We start from the raw sequence: 14,828 nt of genomic DNA, 5'->3' as shown, positions 1-14,828 counted from the left end.
GGACCGCCGCGCTGACCGCGGGGTCCCCGGCTCGTTAGGGTGAACCCGTCACCCGAGACGACGGCCCCCGCGCCGACCGAGACGAAGAAGGATCCCATGAGCCAGACTCCGCATCCGCACGACCCGTACGGCACCGAGCCCGGCACCCCCGCCTCCGACTCGCTGCCCGAGCAGCCTGCCGAGCGCCCGGCCTCGGACCACCTCGACATCGACGCCCCTGCCGCCCCCGCGCCGCAGGAGCAGGGCAGCGCGACCTCGGACCCGGCAGAGCATCCCTACGATCCGTTTGCGCAGTCCGCTCCCAGCGCGCAGCCGGCCCCCGCCGCGCAGCATGATCCGTTCGCGCAGCAGGACCCCTACGCGCAGCCGGGCTCCGCTCAGCAGGCGGATCCCTACGGGCAGTCCGCGAGCTCGGCCGCTCCGGCCGCGGCGCCGGCCTCCCCCTACGGGGCGCCCTCGCCGTCCCAGCCCTCCGCGCAGCCGGCCCATGCCCAGCAGCCGTACGGGCAGCAGCAGGCTCCGCATGCCCAGCAGCACGCTCCCTACGCCGCCCACGGACAGACCTCAGCCGGAGGAACCATGAACCCCGACCAGGCCCCCGCCCACGTCAAGGGCGTCTTCGACGGCCCGCTGATCGGTCAGCCCACCACCGAGTCCGACACGAAGCTGTGGGCGATGTTCGCGCAGCTCTCGGCGATCGTCGGCTATGTGATCGGCGCCGGCTTCCTCGGCTGGCTCGGCCCGCTGATCATCTTCCTGGTCTACAAGGACCGCAACCGCTTCGTCCGCTACAACGCGGCGGAGGCGCTGAACGCGGCGATCGCGACCCTGATCGTGGAGATCGCGCTCGCCATCGTCTTCACGATCATCACGGTCATCACCCTCGGCTTCGGCTCGGTGCTCTTCGCCCTCATCGGCGTCCCGGCGCTGGTCCACGTCGTCTTCGCCATCATCGGCGCGGTGAAGGCCTACCAGGGCGAGTGGTGGAACTACCCCGTCAACATCCGCCTCGTGAAGTGATCCGCGTCCGCAGCAGCTGAGTCACGGCCGACGGCCGGACGCAGGAGCCCCCGGGAGTCGCTCCCGGGGGCTCCTGCATGTCGGTGCGCGGGCGGCCGATGCCGCGCGCCGGAACCGGATGCCGCGCGCCCGGGCCGGACGCGGTGGGCCAGGACTCGACACCGCGCGCAGGGTCCTGCCGCACGGCGCCGCGGCCCGTCACATCCAGTTCACGCCGTCCTGCTCGAACTCGGTGAGGCGGTGGCGCGCCATGCGCCGCAGCAGGTCCTTCGGCATCGGCGTGTCGTAGGGGAGCTTCACGCTGCCCTTGCCGGTCTCGAGCCCCTCGAGCTCGTCGGCGAAGGCCTCCTTCGCGCTCGGGGTGACGGTGAAGTTCGCGTGCGCCTTGTGGGCGCTGACGACGAGCAGGATCGTGCCGCGGGAGTGGACGAAGGCGGGGCTGCCCCATTTGATCGCCTCGGTCGCCTCGGGCAGCTCCTCGCGCACCAGGTTCCGCAGCTCGGCGAGCCGGGTGCGGGCCGGGTCCTCGAGGGCGGCGAGGTACTCGTCGATCGTCGCCGGGCGGGATCCTGTCGGTGGCGTCATGCGGACAGTGTGCACCTCGGTGATCCGTGGGACCAGTGGATCGACGACGAGAGAGCACGGCTGCCGGGGCAGAGAGCAGGAGGAGGTTCGGGCTCGGTCGTCGAGATCGTTCCGCGGCCGACGGGTCTCAGGGCACGAGGTCGCGGATCACCGCGTCGGCGAGCAGACGCCCTTCCCTGGTGAGGACCGCGCGGCCTGCGGCGAGGGCGTCGGGATCGAGGTGGCCCCGATCGCGGTGCACCTCGAGCATCGAGCGGTTCTGCTCGGGCACGACGTCGACGGCGAGGCCGTCGGCGATCCGCAGCTCGAGCATGATGCGCTCGACGAGCCGGTCCTCGGCGGCGACCTGCTCGCTGTCCGCGACGGGCAGTTCGCCGGAGGCGAGCATGCGCGCGTAGCGGCTGGGATGCTTCACGTTCCAGGAGCGCAGTCCGTCGCGGTGGCGGTGGACGCCGGGTCCGATCCCCCACCAGTCCCCGCCCTTCCAGTAGGCGAGGTTGTGGCGGGAGCGGTGCTCGGGGGTGCGGGCGAAGTTGGAGACCTCGTACCAGGTCAGGCCCGCCTCGCACGTGAGGTCGTCGACGAGCTCGTACTTGTCGGCCATGTCGTCGGGGTCGGGCGCCTCGATCTCGCCGCGGCGCAGCTGCCGGGCCATGGCGGTGTTGCCCTCGATGATCAGCGAGTAGGCGGAGAGGTGGTCGACCTCGCAGGCCAGGGCCGCGCGCACGGAGGTCTCGACGTCGGCGACGGTCTCCCCCGGCGTGCCGTAGATGAGGTCCAGGCTCACCTGCAGCCCGGCGTCCTTCGCCCACTGGACCACCTGCGGCACCCGGTCGGGGTCATGGGTGCGGTCCAGGGTCGCGAGCACCGACGGGATCGCGGACTGCATGCCGATCGAGACGCGGGTGATCCCGCCGTCGGCCAGGCGCGAGAGCGAGGCGCGGGTGACCGAGTCGGGGTTCGCCTCGGTGGTGACCTCGGCGTCGTCCGCGAGCGGGATCAGGGAGCGCAGGTGGTCGAGCATCCGCACGAGGTCGTCGGCGGGCAGGAGGGTGGGGGTCCCGCCGCCGAAGAAGACGGTGGAGATCTCCTCGTACTCGTACCCGGCCGCGCGGTCCGCCGCGAGGGTCAGGTCCATCTCGGCCATCGCGTTGTCCGCGTACTCGGCCTGGGACCCGCCGCCGCCCAGCTCGGCGTTCGTGTAGGTGTTGAAGTCGCAGTACCCGCAGCGCACGGCGCAGAACGGAACGTGGATGTAGGCGGAGAGGTCCTTCACGACCGTCACAGCCCGAGACCGAGACCGAGGCCCCGTCCGGTGGAGCGCAGCCGCTCCGGGAAGTCCTCGCGCTCGCCCGCTCTGGCGAGCGTCTTCTGCGCGGCGCCGACGAGGGTCTCGTACAGCACGGTGCCGCTCGCCTCCGCCCAGTCGAGCAGGGCGCGGGCCTGCGCGGCGTCCAGTCCCCGGAAGGCGTCGGCGATCGTCACGCCGTGGTCCGGCCGCTCGAGCACCTCGATCGCGTCGCCGGCGCGCACCTCGCCCTCGACGAGCACGCGGAAATAGGCGCCGGCCCGGCCCTGGTCGGTGAAGGCGCGGCCCCAGCGGCGGTCCCCCATCCAGGCGGCGAAGGTGCCGCAGGGGTTGCGGGGGCAGGTCGCCTCGAGCTCTGCGCCGCCGATCCGCCAGCGCTCCCCGATCACCGTGTGGTCGGTGTCCTGGCCGACGGTGGCGAGGTTCTCGCCGAAGAACCCGTCGGGCAGCTCGTGGCCGAGCGCGGAGGCGTAGGCCTCGCGCACCTCCCGGGAGTAGGCGTAGACGGCCTTGAAGATCCCGCCGTGGTGCTCACGGTCGCCCTGCACGTCGCCGAGCACGCCGTGGGTGAGGAGCGTGACGGGCCCGTCGGCCGGGCGCTTGTCGATCCCGCTCATGAGGGAGCGCTCGCGCACCTCGAAGAGCTGGGCGACCGTGCACACCGCGCCGAGCCGGCCGCCGCCGGGTTCGAAGGCGACCTCGAGCGGGTCGAGGCGGCGCGGGGCGGTCTCGGGCAGCGGGCCGGGCGCGGTGCTCACTTCTTCTTCTTCTTCTCGTCCTTCGAGGGCTCGGAGGCGTCGGAGGAGAGCGCGGCGATGAAGGCCTCCTGCGGCACCTCGACGGAGCCGATGTTCTTCATGCGCTTCTTGCCCTCCTTCTGCTTCTCCAGCAGCTTGCGCTTGCGGGAGATGTCGCCGCCGTAGCACTTGGACAGCACGTCCTTGCGCATGGCGCGGATGTTCTCGCGGGCGATGATGCGCGAGCCGATCGCGGCCTGGATCGGGACCTCGAACTGCTGGCGGGGGATGAGGTTCTTGAGCTTGCCGGACATGTCCACGCCGTAGGAGTAGGCCTTGTCGCGGTGCACGATCGCGCTGAACGCGTCGACCGGCTCGCCCTGCAGGAGGATGTCGACCTTGACCAGGTCCGCGGTCTGCTCGCCGGAGACGTCGTAGTCCAGCGAGGCGTAGCCGCGGGTCTTGGACTTCAGCTGGTCGAAGAAGTCGAAGACGATCTCGGCCAGCGGCAGGGTGTAGCGCAGCTCGACGCGGTCCTCGCTGAGGTAGTCCATGCCGCCGAGGGTGCCGCGCTTGGACTGGCACAGTTCCATGACCGCGCCGATGAACTCGCTGGGCACGAGGATCGTCGCCGAGGCGACGGGCTCGCTGATCTGGTTCACCTTCCCCTCGGGGAAGTCGGAGGGGTTCAGCACCTCGATCTCGGTGCCGTCCTCCATCACGACCTGGTAGACCACGGAGGGGGCGGTGGAGATGAGGTCGAGGTCGAACTCGCGCTCGAGTCGCTCGCGGATGATCTCCAGGTGCAGCAGGCCCAGGAAGCCGACGCGGAAGCCGAAGCCGAGGGCGGTGGAGGTCTCCGGCTCGTAGACGAGCGCGGCGTCGTTGAGCTTGAGCTTGTCCAGCGCATCGCGCAGCACGGGATAGTCGGAGCCGTCGATCGGGAACAGGCCCGAGTAGACCATCGGCTTGGGATCGGCGTAGCCGGCCAGCGGATCGGTCGCGCCGCGCACCGAGGTGGTGATCGTGTCGCCCACCTTGGACTGGCGCACGTCCTTCACGCCGGTGATGAGATAGCCGACCTCGCCGGCGCCGATGCCCTGGGTGGGGTGCGGCTCCGGGGAGCTCACGCCGATCTCGAGCAGCTCGTGGTGGGCGCCGGTGGACATCATGTCGATCCGGTCGCGGGCCTTGAGGAAGCCGTCGACGACGCGCACGTAGGTGACGACGCCGCGGTAGGTGTCGTAGACGGAGTCGAAGATCATCGCGCGGCAGGGGGCGTCGACCTGTCCCTCGGGGGCGGGCAGGGTGCGCACCACGTGGTCGAGCAGCTCGGGCACGCCCACGCCGGTCTTCCCGGACACGCGCAGCACCTCCTCGGGGTCCACGCCGACGAGCTGGCCGATCTCGGCCGCGTACTTCTCGGGCTCGGCGCCGGGCAGGTCGATCTTGTTGAGCACCGGGATGATGGTCAGGTCGTGCTCCATCGCGAGGTACAGGTTCGCGAGCGTCTGCGCCTCGATGCCCTGCGCGGCGTCGACCAGCAGGATCGCCCCCTCGCAGGCGGCGAGGGAGCGGGAGACCTCGTAGGTGAAGTCCACGTGCCCGGGGGTGTCGATCATGTTCAGGGCGTAGTTGACGCCCTCGACCTGCCAAGGCATGCGCACGGCCTGGCTCTTCACGGTGATGCCGCGCTCGCGCTCGATGTCCATCCGGTCGAGGTACTGGGCGCGCATGGCGCGCTCCTCGACGATCCCGGTGATCTGCAGCATCCGGTCGGCCAGCGTCGACTTGCCGTGGTCGATGTGGGCGATGATGCAGAAGTTGCGGAGCCGCTCCTGGGGCGTCGACGCGGGAGCGATGTCCCGTGCCTCATCGGCAGCGATCCTCGGGGTCACCGGCATTCGTCCTCTCGTCGATGGTGTGCCGGGCGCGCATGCGCCGGGCATCGGTCCATGGTCTCATGTGCCGCACGCGCCGCGGCGTCCCGCGGGCGGCCGACGGGCCGACGTCACAGCGAGGCCGACGGGATCACCGGGCCGGGCGCCCGTCCCGGAGGAGGGCACCGGGCCGGGACGATCACCGCCCGTCGGCCTCCCCCGCGCCCGCCAGGCGCCGCCCGGCCCGCGGCACACCACCGGGGAAGGTGAGGGGCAGCGCCGCGGCCGTGCCGGGGTCGCGGCCGTCCATCGCCTGCACGTGCACGTGCGGCTCCATGCTGTTGCCGGAGTTCCCGCACCGGGCGAGCACCTCCCCCGCCGCGACCCGCTGTCCGATGCCCACGGCGATGCTGCCCTGCTGCAGATGGCACAGGACCACGAACGCCGCCCGGCCGCCGCGGGCGACCTCGAGGACGACGTGGTTCCCGGCGAGTCCCTGCCAGCCCCGGCGCAGTCGACGCCGCTGCGTGAGCGCGTAGAGCACCGACGGCAGACCGCGATGGGCGCGATGGTCGGCTTCCCCGTCGTGGACGTGCCGGACGGTCCCGTCGGCCGGGGCCAGCACCTCCAGGCCGAAGCCGGCGAAGTGCTCCGGCGGCTCGGGCAGCAGGAACGACATCGGCGTGAACGGCGCCGTCCGGCCCCGGTCGTCGAGGGGCACCAGGTCGATCGCGCACGTCGAGGCGCCCAGCGTCGTCCCGTGGCTCGGGACGCGGTCCGCCGGGCTGTTGCGCACCAGCGCCGCCCCGCGCAGCGGGCTCACGAGCCCCAGCGGGCCCCTCTCCCCTCTCGCCGCGCTCACCCCTGCTCCCCGGCGGGCTCAGGCGGCGGGGTGGAAGTAGGTGGTGCCCAGCGATCTCGTGACGGCGCCGGTGACGCGCTGGAGCTGCTCCATCTCGTCCTCGAAGTCCTCGGTGATGTCCTCGAGCTGGCGGAAGCGCAGGCTCGCGAGCGCGCGGCCGACGATCCTGCGGCCCGGCTCGGCGGTGCCGAGGCGGTCGAAGCTGTTGCCGTGGAGCTTGGCGAGGGTCTCGAGCGCCTCGTCGATCTCGCTGAGGCAGTACGCGGCCGAGCGCGGGAAGATCGAGTCCAGCAGCAGGAACTCGATCGCGCCGGAGACGCGCACGCGGCCGCGATAGGAGCGGATGTACGCCTCGTGCGCGCTGCAGGAGCGCAGCAGCAGCACGGTCGCCGCGTCGGAGGTGTCGGAGAGGTCGTGGGCCTGGAGGTTGCGGGCGAGCATGTCGACCCGCTCCAGCAGCTGGCCCACGCGCAGGAACAGCCATGCCTCGTCACGGGTCATCGACGCGTCCAGCAGGCCGTTGACCATGGCGCAGCGGTCCTTGGCGAACTGGAAGGCGCCGTGCATGCGGGAGGGCCGCACGCCGCGCGGCATGCCGAGGGTGGCGGTGTTCAGCGACTCCCACACCTCCGTGGACAGCGCCTCGCGCACGCCGCGGGCGTTCTCCCGCGCGGCCTGGAGGGCGCCGGCGACGGAGGAGGGGTTCGCCCGGTCGGTGACCAGGCGCTCCAGCACCCGCTGCACCGTCAGGTCCTCGGCCGGCACGTCGGTGGCGCCGAAGATCCCGTACACGCCCGCGCAGGAATCGACGGGGTCGAGGGAGGCGTCCTCGGTGATCGACTGGAGCGACACGCCGAGGATGCGCGCGGTCTGGTCGGCCCGCTCCACGTAGCGGCCGATCCAGAACATCGCGTCGGCGATCCTACTGAGCATCATGGCGGTCCTCCTCCTCGTCGTCGGCCTCGATGATCGGGATGGCGGAGGTGACCGGGTCCGGCTCGACCTCCCGCTCCTCGCCGTGCTCCTCGCGGGGGTCGTCGAACTGGTCGCGCTTGTCGTCGGTCGGGTCCTCGATCCCCTCCTCGTCCTGGTCGGCGAGACCCGAGGCGGCGGCGCCGGGACGGCCGGCGGCGAGCACCCAGGTGTCCTTCGAGCCGCCGCCGCGGGAGGAGTTCACGATCATCTCCCCGCGCGGCAGGGCGACGCGGGTGAGCCCGCCGGGCAGCACCCATACGTCGTCGCCGCTGTTCAGGGCGAAGGGGCGCAGGTCCACGTGGCGGGGCTCCGGGCCCTCCTCCACGAGGGTGGGGATGGTGGAGAGCTGGACGACGGGCTGGGCGATCCAGCCGCGCGGATCGGCGCGCAGCCGCTTCCGCAGCGCGTCGAGCTCCTCGCGCGCGGCGGTGGGGCCGATGACGATGCCCTTGCCGCCGGAGCCGTCCACCGGCTTGACCACGAGCTCCTCGAGCCGGTCGAGCACCTCGACGAGGGAGTCGGGCTCCTCGAGCCGCCAGGTGTCGACGTTGGGGAGGATCGGCTCCTCGGAGAGGTAGTAGCGGATCAGGTCCGGGACGTAGGTGTAGGTCAGCTTGTCGTCGGCGATGCCGTTGCCGATGGCGTTGGCGACCACGACGTTGCCGGCGAGGACGGAGCGGACCAGGCCCGGCACGCCCAGCATCGAGTCGGGGCGGAACACCTCGGGGTCGAGGAAGTCGTCGTCGGTGCGCTTGTAGATGACGTCCACGCGGCGCAGTCCCGCGGTGGTGCGCATGTAGATGCGATCGCCCCGCTCGACGAGGTCCGAGGCCTCCACGAGGTCGACGCCCATCGTGCGGGCGACCAGCGAGTGCTCGAAGTAGGCGCTGTTGTAGCGGCCGGGGGTCAGCACCACCACGGTCGCCTCCTCGCCGGCGGTGTCCGGGGCGGCGGCCTGCAGCGCGGCCAGCAGCCGGCCGGGGTACTCGCCGACGCGGCGCACGGGCCGGTCCGCGAACAGCTCGGGGAAGCCCTGGGCCATGGCGCGGCGGTTCGAGAGCACATAGCTGACGCCGCTGGGGGTGCGGACGTTGTCCTCGAGCACCCGGAAGCCGCCGTCCCCGTCGCGGACCAGGTCGATGCCGGAGACGTGGATGCGCACCCCGTTCGCCGGCCGGTAGCCGCGCACCGCGTCGACCACGTAGGTCGAGGAGGTGACGAGCTCCTCGGGGATCACGCCGTCGGCGATGGCGCTGCGGTCGCAGTAGAGGTCGTCGAGGAAGGCCTCCAGGGCGCGGACGCGCTGGGAGACCCCGGAGGAGACCCGGGCCCATTCGTCGGCGTCGATCACCCGCGGGATCGCGTCGATCGGGAAGGGTCGCTCCTCCCCCGCGTAGTCGAAGGTGACGCCCTGGTCGAGATAGCTGCGGGCGAGGGACTCGGAGCGGGAGCGGAACTCCTCCGGTCCCAGCCCGGCCAGCGCGTCATGCAGCGCCCGATAGGTGGGGTGCAGGGTGCCGTCGGCGGCGAACATCTCGTCACCGTCCGCTCCGGTGCGGGCGCTGCGGAACAGCGAGGTGTCTGACATGCCTACCATTCTCACACCGACCTCCATCCCCTCGTGGGCGCTCCGCCCAGGAAGCGAGAACCATGTCGCTGCTCTCCCGGCTCGGCTCCGTCGCCCGCTCCCTCGCCCGCAATCCCTCGGTGCGCCGCGGCGCACGGGACCTCGGGCGCGCCGCGATCCGTTCCGTGCAGGAGCAGCGCGGCGGGTCCAGGCAGGGCTCCGGGCAGCACGACGGTGCTCGTCCCGAGCCCGACGGTCGCGGGCAGGCGGCGGACGGCGTGCTCGCCGACCGCCGCCACGGCGCGCCGCTCGAGCTGGTCTACGCCCCGCGGGGCGACGACCGTCCCGATCCGGGCGAGGTCGCGTGGGCGTGGGTCCACTACGAGGAGGACCTCTCCCAGGGCAAGGACCGTCCGGTCCTCGTGATCGCCGAGGAGGACGCCTCCGCCGGCGGCGCCGACGGGACGGGGACCGTGCTGGTGGCCCTGATGCTCACCTCCCGCGACCGCACCGAGCCCGGCGCGACCCGCACCGATGAGCACGGGGCCACCTGGGTGGACATCGGCGCCGGGGACTGGGACCGGCAGGGCCGCCCCTCGGAGGTCCGGGCGGACCGCCTGCTGCGCCTGGCCCCGGGGTCGGTGCGACGCGAGGGTGGGCGGCTGGACCGCGAGCGCTACGACCGGGTCGCGGAGGCGGTGCGCGCCGTCGCGCTGTGAGCGGCCGCCTCGCCGCCGGAGGTCGCGCGGGCTCTGCCCTCCGGGTGCGCGCCCTGTGCGGGCGCCGAGGAGCAGGTGGGGCGCGCATCGCGGATCGGGAGACACGGCGCACATGAGCACCGGTCCGGTGACTGTCCTCTGTTAGGATCGCTCCTTGTATGTGTGACATACCGTTCGGTGTGCGCAGGGGTGTCCTCCCGAAGTGTCTCAGGGGACGGGCGGTTCGTGCGACCCGGGCGAGTACCCGTGGCAGCGACTCCGGTACCGACGTCTCCAGGCGAATCCCCACCGCCGTCCCCGTCGGCTCCGTTCCTCGGCAGTCCGGGATGATCCACCTCAGCAACACTGGAGAAGAGTCTTCGTGGCAAACATCAAGTCCCAGATCAAGCGCAACAAGACGAACGAGAAGGCTCGTCTGCGCAACCGCGCCGTCAAGTCGGAGCTCAAGACCTACACCCGCAAGGTGAAGGCCGCTGTCTCGACCGGCGATGCCGACGTCGCGACCGAGGCGCTGAAGTCCGCTTCGCGCAAGCTCGACAAGGCCGTCTCCAAGGGCGTCATCCACAAGAACCAGGCCGCGAACCGCAAGTCCGGTCTCGCCAAGCTGGTCGCCGGCGTCGCCAAGTGATCGTCGGTCCCTGACGGACCCCGCCCCTCCGGGGCATGAGGAGCCCGGTGCGCAGCGATGCGCACCGGGCTCCTTCATGTCCGGGGCGAGTGCTGCGGGAGCGGGTGCCTGCATCGGTCGTGGAGGCCGGGGCCGACGGTCGCGAGCGGCGGGGCCGACGGGGACGGGCGGCGAGGCCCGGCAGTCGCTCTCAGCGGGCGCGGCGCGCCCGGCAGATCTCCATCACCATGCGCTGCACCGACCACTGCGGGTCGCGGCCGGCGCCCTTGACCTCGTGGTCCGCGCGGGCCACGGCCTCGATCGCCCGGGCCAGGGAGCGGTCGTTCCAGCTCTTCGCCTCCCGGGAGAGGTTGCGCAGCATCCAGTCGGGCATGCCGAGGCTGCGCGGGGTCGCGTTCGGTGCGGACACCTTCGCCAGCGAGCGGACCTTCGAGGCGATCGCGGCGACGATCGGGACGGGGTCGGCGCCGGCGAGCTGAGCCTGCTGGAGCAGCTGCAGCGCGTCCTGCTCCTTGCCCGCGATCGCGGCGTCGGCGACGGCGAAGGCGGTGGACTCCACACGGCCGGAGGTCAGCGCGTGCACCTCGGCGACGGTCACCTGGGCGGGCTGCTCGCCCGGGTCGGGGGTGGTGTCCTCGATCAGCTGGCGACTGATCGCCGCGAGCTCGGCGAGGTCGGTGCCGAAGGCGTCGACGAGGGCGACCAGCGCGTCGGGCTGGATGCGACGGCGGGCACGGGCGAACTCCGCGGCGACGAAGGCCTGCTTGTCGGCGGCGCGCTTGACGGGGCTCGCGTCCACGCGCGGCACTCCCGCCTTCTTCAGGGCGTCCAGGAGCTTCTTGCCGCGGTTGCCGCCGCGGTGGACGAGCACGAGGGTGACGTCCTGCTCGGGGGTCTTCACGTAGTCGAGCAGCTCGAGCACGAGGGAGTCCGGGGCGGACTGCAGCTCGGGGACGACCACGAGGCGCGGCTCGCCGAACAGGGAGGGGCTCGCGACCTGCGCCAGGGCGCCGGGGCCGAGGGCCTCGCCGGAGAGGTCGTGGACCTCCACGGAGGGGTCGGCCTCCTTGGCCAGTGCGCGCAGGCGCTGCACGGCCCGGTCGGCGATCAGGCCCTCCGTGCCGTGGACGAGCACGATCGGTGCGAGGGCGACGCTGTGCCACTCGACATCGCTCACGGGAGCTCCTCACTGCTCAGGGGACTGCACGATCCTAGCGGTCCGGGCCGACGCCCCGGTGCCGCTACCGCGCTGGCGCGACGCTCCGCGGCGCGGCGTCCTCGCCCGTGGGGAGCACGACGGTGCCGTGGACGTCGGTGCGCAGCACCTGGGCACCGGTGCCGCGGACGAGGTCCAGCAGCTCGTCGGTGGGATGACCGAAGGTGTTCTCCCGCCCCACCGGGACCAGCGCCAGGTCGGGGTCGAGCTGCTCGTAGAGCGGAGCGTGCTGGAAGCGGGAGCCGTGGTGGGCGACCTTGACTATGTCCGCCGGGCCCGGCTCGGTCGCGGCGAGCTGCTCCTGCGCGGCGGGTTCGAGGTCGCCGAGGGTGACCAGGCGCGTCCCGTCGGCCCAGCGCGCCTCGAGCGCGATCGAGCAGTCGTTCGCGGCGTCCCCCTCCCCGGATCCCCGCTCGGCGGCGCTGGCCCGTTCGGCGGCCTCGGCCGAGTCGGGCCACAGCACCGTCAGGGCGAGTCCGTCCTGCTCCCAGCCGGTGCCGGTGGTCGCGACCTCGACGGGCACTCCCGGGACGATGTCGGCCGCGGCGGCCGGCAGCGGGCAGACCCATTGCTGCGCCGGGGTGCGCGCCCCGGTCAGGGCGTCCCTCCCGCCGGTGTGGTCGGCGTGCGGGTGGGTGAGCACCAGCAGGTCGATATCCTGCACCTGCAGCAGGTCGAGGCAGGCGCTCAGCGCTGCCGGGTCGGGGCCGGTGTCCACCAGGACCGTCGGCCCGTCCCGGGCCGCGCCGGCGGGGCGCAGCAGCAGCGCATCGCCCTGGCCGACCGCGCACAGGGCGAGGCTCCAGCCGGGGGTGCTGCGCACCGGCAGCATCCGCCCGATGCCGGGGGCGAGCGCGATGACGAGAACCACTGCGGTGGCCCAGCGGACGGCGGGACGGCGCCTCCCCGCGACGGCGAGGCCCGCGAGGAGGAGCACGGCGATCGCGCCGAGCACGCCCGTGGTCCCGTCGGGCACGGCGATGCGGGAGCCGGGCAGGTCGTCGGCGGTGCGGGCGATGAGGAGCACCAGATGGGCCCCTCCTGCGGCGATCCCGTACAGCACCGCGGCCCCGCCGGGCCAGAGCACCCCGAGCACCAGCGCGACGAGGCCCAGCACGGTCGAGGGGCCGACGAGCGGCCCGACGAGCATGTTCACGGGCACGGCCCAGACGGAGACCTCGGGGGTCAGCAGGATCAGCACAGGCGTGCAGGCGGCCTGGGCGACGAGCGGCACGGCGAGCACGAGCGCAGCCGTCCGGCCGAGCCGTCCGCCGCTCATCTGCTCGAGCGCGCGGGCGAGCGGCGGTGCCGCGAGCAGGATCGCCGCGGTCGCGAGGGCGGAGAGTAGGAAGCCGATCGAGGCGGCGGTGACGGGGTCGAGCACGGACCACAGCGCGACGGTGAGGGCGAGCGCGGCGACCGGGGAGGCGCGCACGCCGGCGAACCGTGCGGCCAGCAGTGGTGCGGCCATGGTCGCGGCGCGCTGCACGCTCGGCTCGTCGCCGACCAGCCACACGTACCCCGCGACCACGCCGGCCGCGATCAGCAGGCGGGGACGGCGGCGCACACCGGCGAGCAGCAGCGGGCCCAGCACGGCGGCGAGGACGAGGGCGATGTTCGCTCCGCTGACGGCCACCAGATGCGAGATCCCGGCGCGGCGCATGATCTCCTCGGTCTGCTCCCCCATGCCGCTGGTGTCCCCGGTGGTCATCCCGCGAACGAGCGCGGCCTCGTCCGGAGGGAGATGAGCGGTGGCGTCGCGGGCGATCTGCCGCAGGCGGTGCCGGGTCTCCTGGCCCGGCCCGACACCGCCCGACGCCTCCTGCGCGGGACCGACCTCCGTGGCGCGCAGGACCAGCAGCGAGGCATCGCCCGAGACCCGCCCCCGCGCATGGACGGGCTCCCCGTCGCGGATCCGGGCGAGTCCCTCCGCAGCCTCGCCGTCGGCGCGCACGAGCACGGGCACGGCGGCGGTGAGCTGCTCCTGCGTCCGTCCGATCCGTGCCGGACCCGGCTCGGTGCGGGCCATCATCTGCAGACCGGTGCGGGACCATTCCGGGCCGCCGCTCGGCGGTGCGGGGTCGCCTCCCGCGATCACGGTGAGCTCGACGACGAGCCCGTCGGCGGCGGCCTCGCCGAGCACCTCGGCGGTGCCGTCGTGGCGGTGGAGCGCAGGGACCAGGAGCAGTCCGGCCAGGAGCACCAGTGCGAGGTGGGCGAGGATGGTGCGCGCGCCGCGTGCGGGCCCGAGCAGGGTCAGGGCGGTCAGGGCGAGGGAGACCAGCACGGCCCCGGCGGCGATCGCAGCGGCGCCGCCTGCGGTCACTCCGAGCACCGCGAGCGCCCAGACGCAGGTCGCGCCGGGCAGCAGGCGCAGGTCCGCGCGGGTCATGTCCGCTCCTCGCTCCGGGGAGGCGTGCTCACACCGTCGCCCTGTCGCGCATCTTCTCGAGGGTCGCAGGGCCGATCCCGGAGACCTCCTCGAGCTGGTCGACGCTCTCGAAGCGCCCGTTCTGCTCGCGGTGGTCCACGATGCGCTGCGCGATCGCGGGGCCGACGCCGGGCAGCTCGTCGAGCTCGGCGACGCTCGCGGTGTTCAGGTCGATCAGTCCGCCGTCCGCTCCCCCACCGCCCGCCGCCCCGTCACCGGCACCGGCGTCGCCCGCGGGCGGAGCGTCCGCGGCGGGCGCCGGGGCGGCGACGGCCGGCGGCTCCTCCCCGGGGACGGGCACGTGGATCTGCTCGCCGTCGACGACGGGGCGGGCGAGGTTCACGGCGGCGAGCTCCGCCTCACCGGTCGCGCCGCCGGCGGCGTGCAGCGCGTCGTCGACCCGGGCGCCGGGCGGGAGGCGGACCACGCCGGGAGAGGTGACGGCGCCGGAGACGTGGACGACGAGCTCGGTCGGGGCGGAGGAGGCGGGGGCGGCGGGGTCCCCCGAGGACTCGGCTCCGCCCCCGGTCGTCCCGTCGCCTCCCTCGAGGTCGCCGTCATCGTCGGCGCCCTCGGCCCCGTCCGACCCCGCGCCGTCGGCGCCGCCCTCCGGGCCGGCCGCCTCGCCCTCCGCGACCGTCACTCCGGCAGGCTCCTCCTGCGGGATCGCCGAGCCGGTGCCGGAGAGGTGGATGACCCCGGCGCCGATCAGCACCAGCACCGCGATGCCGATCAGCGCGGAGGCCGGCGGGGCGGGGAAGGGCAGGCGGCGTCGCGGCCGCTCGGCGGCGTGGTCGCGTCGGCGGATCAGCGGCTGCCCGGTGCGGCGATGCCGCGCCGCAGTGCCGCGCTCCTCGGTCCCAGGTGGTGCTCCCATGCCCGCGAACCTAGGCGCGCGA

The 14,828-nt window shown here is 73.4% G+C and carries 13 protein-coding genes; 3 read left to right on the top strand and 10 right to left on the bottom strand.

The features are described from left to right. The first annotated feature begins 96 nt into the window (after window positions 1-96). Window positions 97-1,020: a DUF4870 domain-containing protein gene (locus tag DEU31_RS08350; RefSeq protein WP_010551698.1), complete on the top strand. Its 924-nt coding sequence runs from the start codon at window positions 97-99 to the stop codon at window positions 1,018-1,020. A 198-nt stretch (window positions 1,021-1,218) separates the two neighbouring features. Here DEU31_RS08350 and DEU31_RS08345 read toward each other — a convergent pair whose 3' ends face one another. From DEU31_RS08345 to DEU31_RS08315, 7 genes are all read right to left on the bottom strand, one after another. After that, window positions 1,219-1,605, bottom strand: a complete 387-nt coding sequence (locus DEU31_RS08345) for a DUF1801 domain-containing protein (RefSeq protein ID WP_133676796.1) — start codon at window positions 1,603-1,605, stop codon at window positions 1,219-1,221. Between the two features lie 127 nt (window positions 1,606-1,732). Further along, entirely contained in the window at window positions 1,733-2,890 is a 1,158-nt protein-coding gene (hemW, locus tag DEU31_RS08340) for a radical SAM family heme chaperone HemW (RefSeq protein WP_133676795.1), read from the bottom strand. Further along, window positions 2,887-3,672 carry an MOSC domain-containing protein gene (locus DEU31_RS08335; protein WP_010551701.1) on the bottom strand — a complete coding sequence of 262 codons (786 nt, stop codon included), beginning with the start codon at window positions 3,670-3,672 and terminating at the stop codon, window positions 2,887-2,889. Before DEU31_RS08335 ends, hemW begins: the two co-directional genes overlap by 4 nt. After that, window positions 3,669-5,555 carry a translation elongation factor 4 gene (lepA, locus tag DEU31_RS08330; RefSeq protein ID WP_133676794.1) on the bottom strand — a complete coding sequence of 629 codons (1,887 nt, stop codon included), beginning with the start codon at window positions 5,553-5,555 and terminating at the stop codon, window positions 3,669-3,671. Before lepA ends, DEU31_RS08335 begins: the two co-directional genes overlap by 4 nt. A 175-nt stretch (window positions 5,556-5,730) precedes the next feature. After that, window positions 5,731-6,393 carry a M23 family metallopeptidase gene (locus DEU31_RS08325; RefSeq protein WP_239639375.1) on the bottom strand — a complete coding sequence of 221 codons (663 nt, stop codon included), beginning with the start codon at window positions 6,391-6,393 and terminating at the stop codon, window positions 5,731-5,733. Window positions 6,394-6,411: 18 nt separating this feature from the next. Then, complete coding sequence (locus DEU31_RS08320; RefSeq protein WP_243733783.1) at window positions 6,412-7,329, bottom strand: alpha-E domain-containing protein; 918 nt, start codon at window positions 7,327-7,329, stop codon at window positions 6,412-6,414. Beyond that, window positions 7,316-8,902: a circularly permuted type 2 ATP-grasp protein gene (locus DEU31_RS08315; RefSeq protein WP_239639382.1), complete on the bottom strand. Its 1,587-nt coding sequence runs from the start codon at window positions 8,900-8,902 to the stop codon at window positions 7,316-7,318. The genes DEU31_RS08320 and DEU31_RS08315 overlap by 14 nt, the downstream gene beginning before the upstream one ends. Before the next feature lie 116 nt (window positions 8,903-9,018). Here DEU31_RS08315 and DEU31_RS08310 point away from each other — a divergent pair, with 116 nt between their 5' ends. Both DEU31_RS08310 and rpsT read left to right on the top strand, forming a co-directional pair. Continuing rightward, window positions 9,019-9,654 (top strand): type II toxin-antitoxin system PemK/MazF family toxin, encoded by a 636-nt coding sequence (locus DEU31_RS08310; protein ID WP_133676793.1) that lies wholly within the window; start codon window positions 9,019-9,021, stop codon window positions 9,652-9,654. Window positions 9,655-10,015: 361 nt separating this feature from the next. Next, complete coding sequence (gene rpsT / locus DEU31_RS08305) at window positions 10,016-10,282, top strand: 30S ribosomal protein S20 (RefSeq protein WP_010551707.1); 267 nt, start codon at window positions 10,016-10,018, stop codon at window positions 10,280-10,282. Between the two features lie 190 nt (window positions 10,283-10,472). Here rpsT and holA read toward each other — a convergent pair whose 3' ends face one another. The 3 genes from holA to DEU31_RS08290 form a co-directional block, all read right to left on the bottom strand. Next, a complete protein-coding gene (gene holA / locus DEU31_RS08300) occupies window positions 10,473-11,459 on the bottom strand; it encodes a DNA polymerase III subunit delta (protein ID WP_126985344.1) in 987 nt (328 codons plus the stop codon). A 64-nt stretch (window positions 11,460-11,523) separates the two neighbouring features. Continuing rightward, window positions 11,524-13,890 (bottom strand): ComEC/Rec2 family competence protein, encoded by a 2,367-nt coding sequence (locus DEU31_RS08295; protein WP_133676792.1) that lies wholly within the window; start codon window positions 13,888-13,890, stop codon window positions 11,524-11,526. Between the two features lie 28 nt (window positions 13,891-13,918). Then, the gene (locus tag DEU31_RS08290) at window positions 13,919-14,806 is read right to left on the bottom strand and encodes a ComEA family DNA-binding protein (RefSeq protein ID WP_133676791.1); all 888 of its coding nucleotides are present in this window, start codon (window positions 14,804-14,806) and stop codon (window positions 13,919-13,921) included. Between the last annotated feature and the right edge of the window lie 22 nt (window positions 14,807-14,828).

The organism is Brachybacterium sp. AG952 (genome assembly GCF_004362645.1).
GTDB classification, from domain to species: Bacteria; Actinomycetota; Actinomycetes; order Actinomycetales; family Dermabacteraceae; genus Brachybacterium; species Brachybacterium conglomeratum.
The sequence above is the reverse complement of the archived record's forward strand: the minus strand, read 5'-3'. Positions and strand labels throughout refer to the sequence as shown.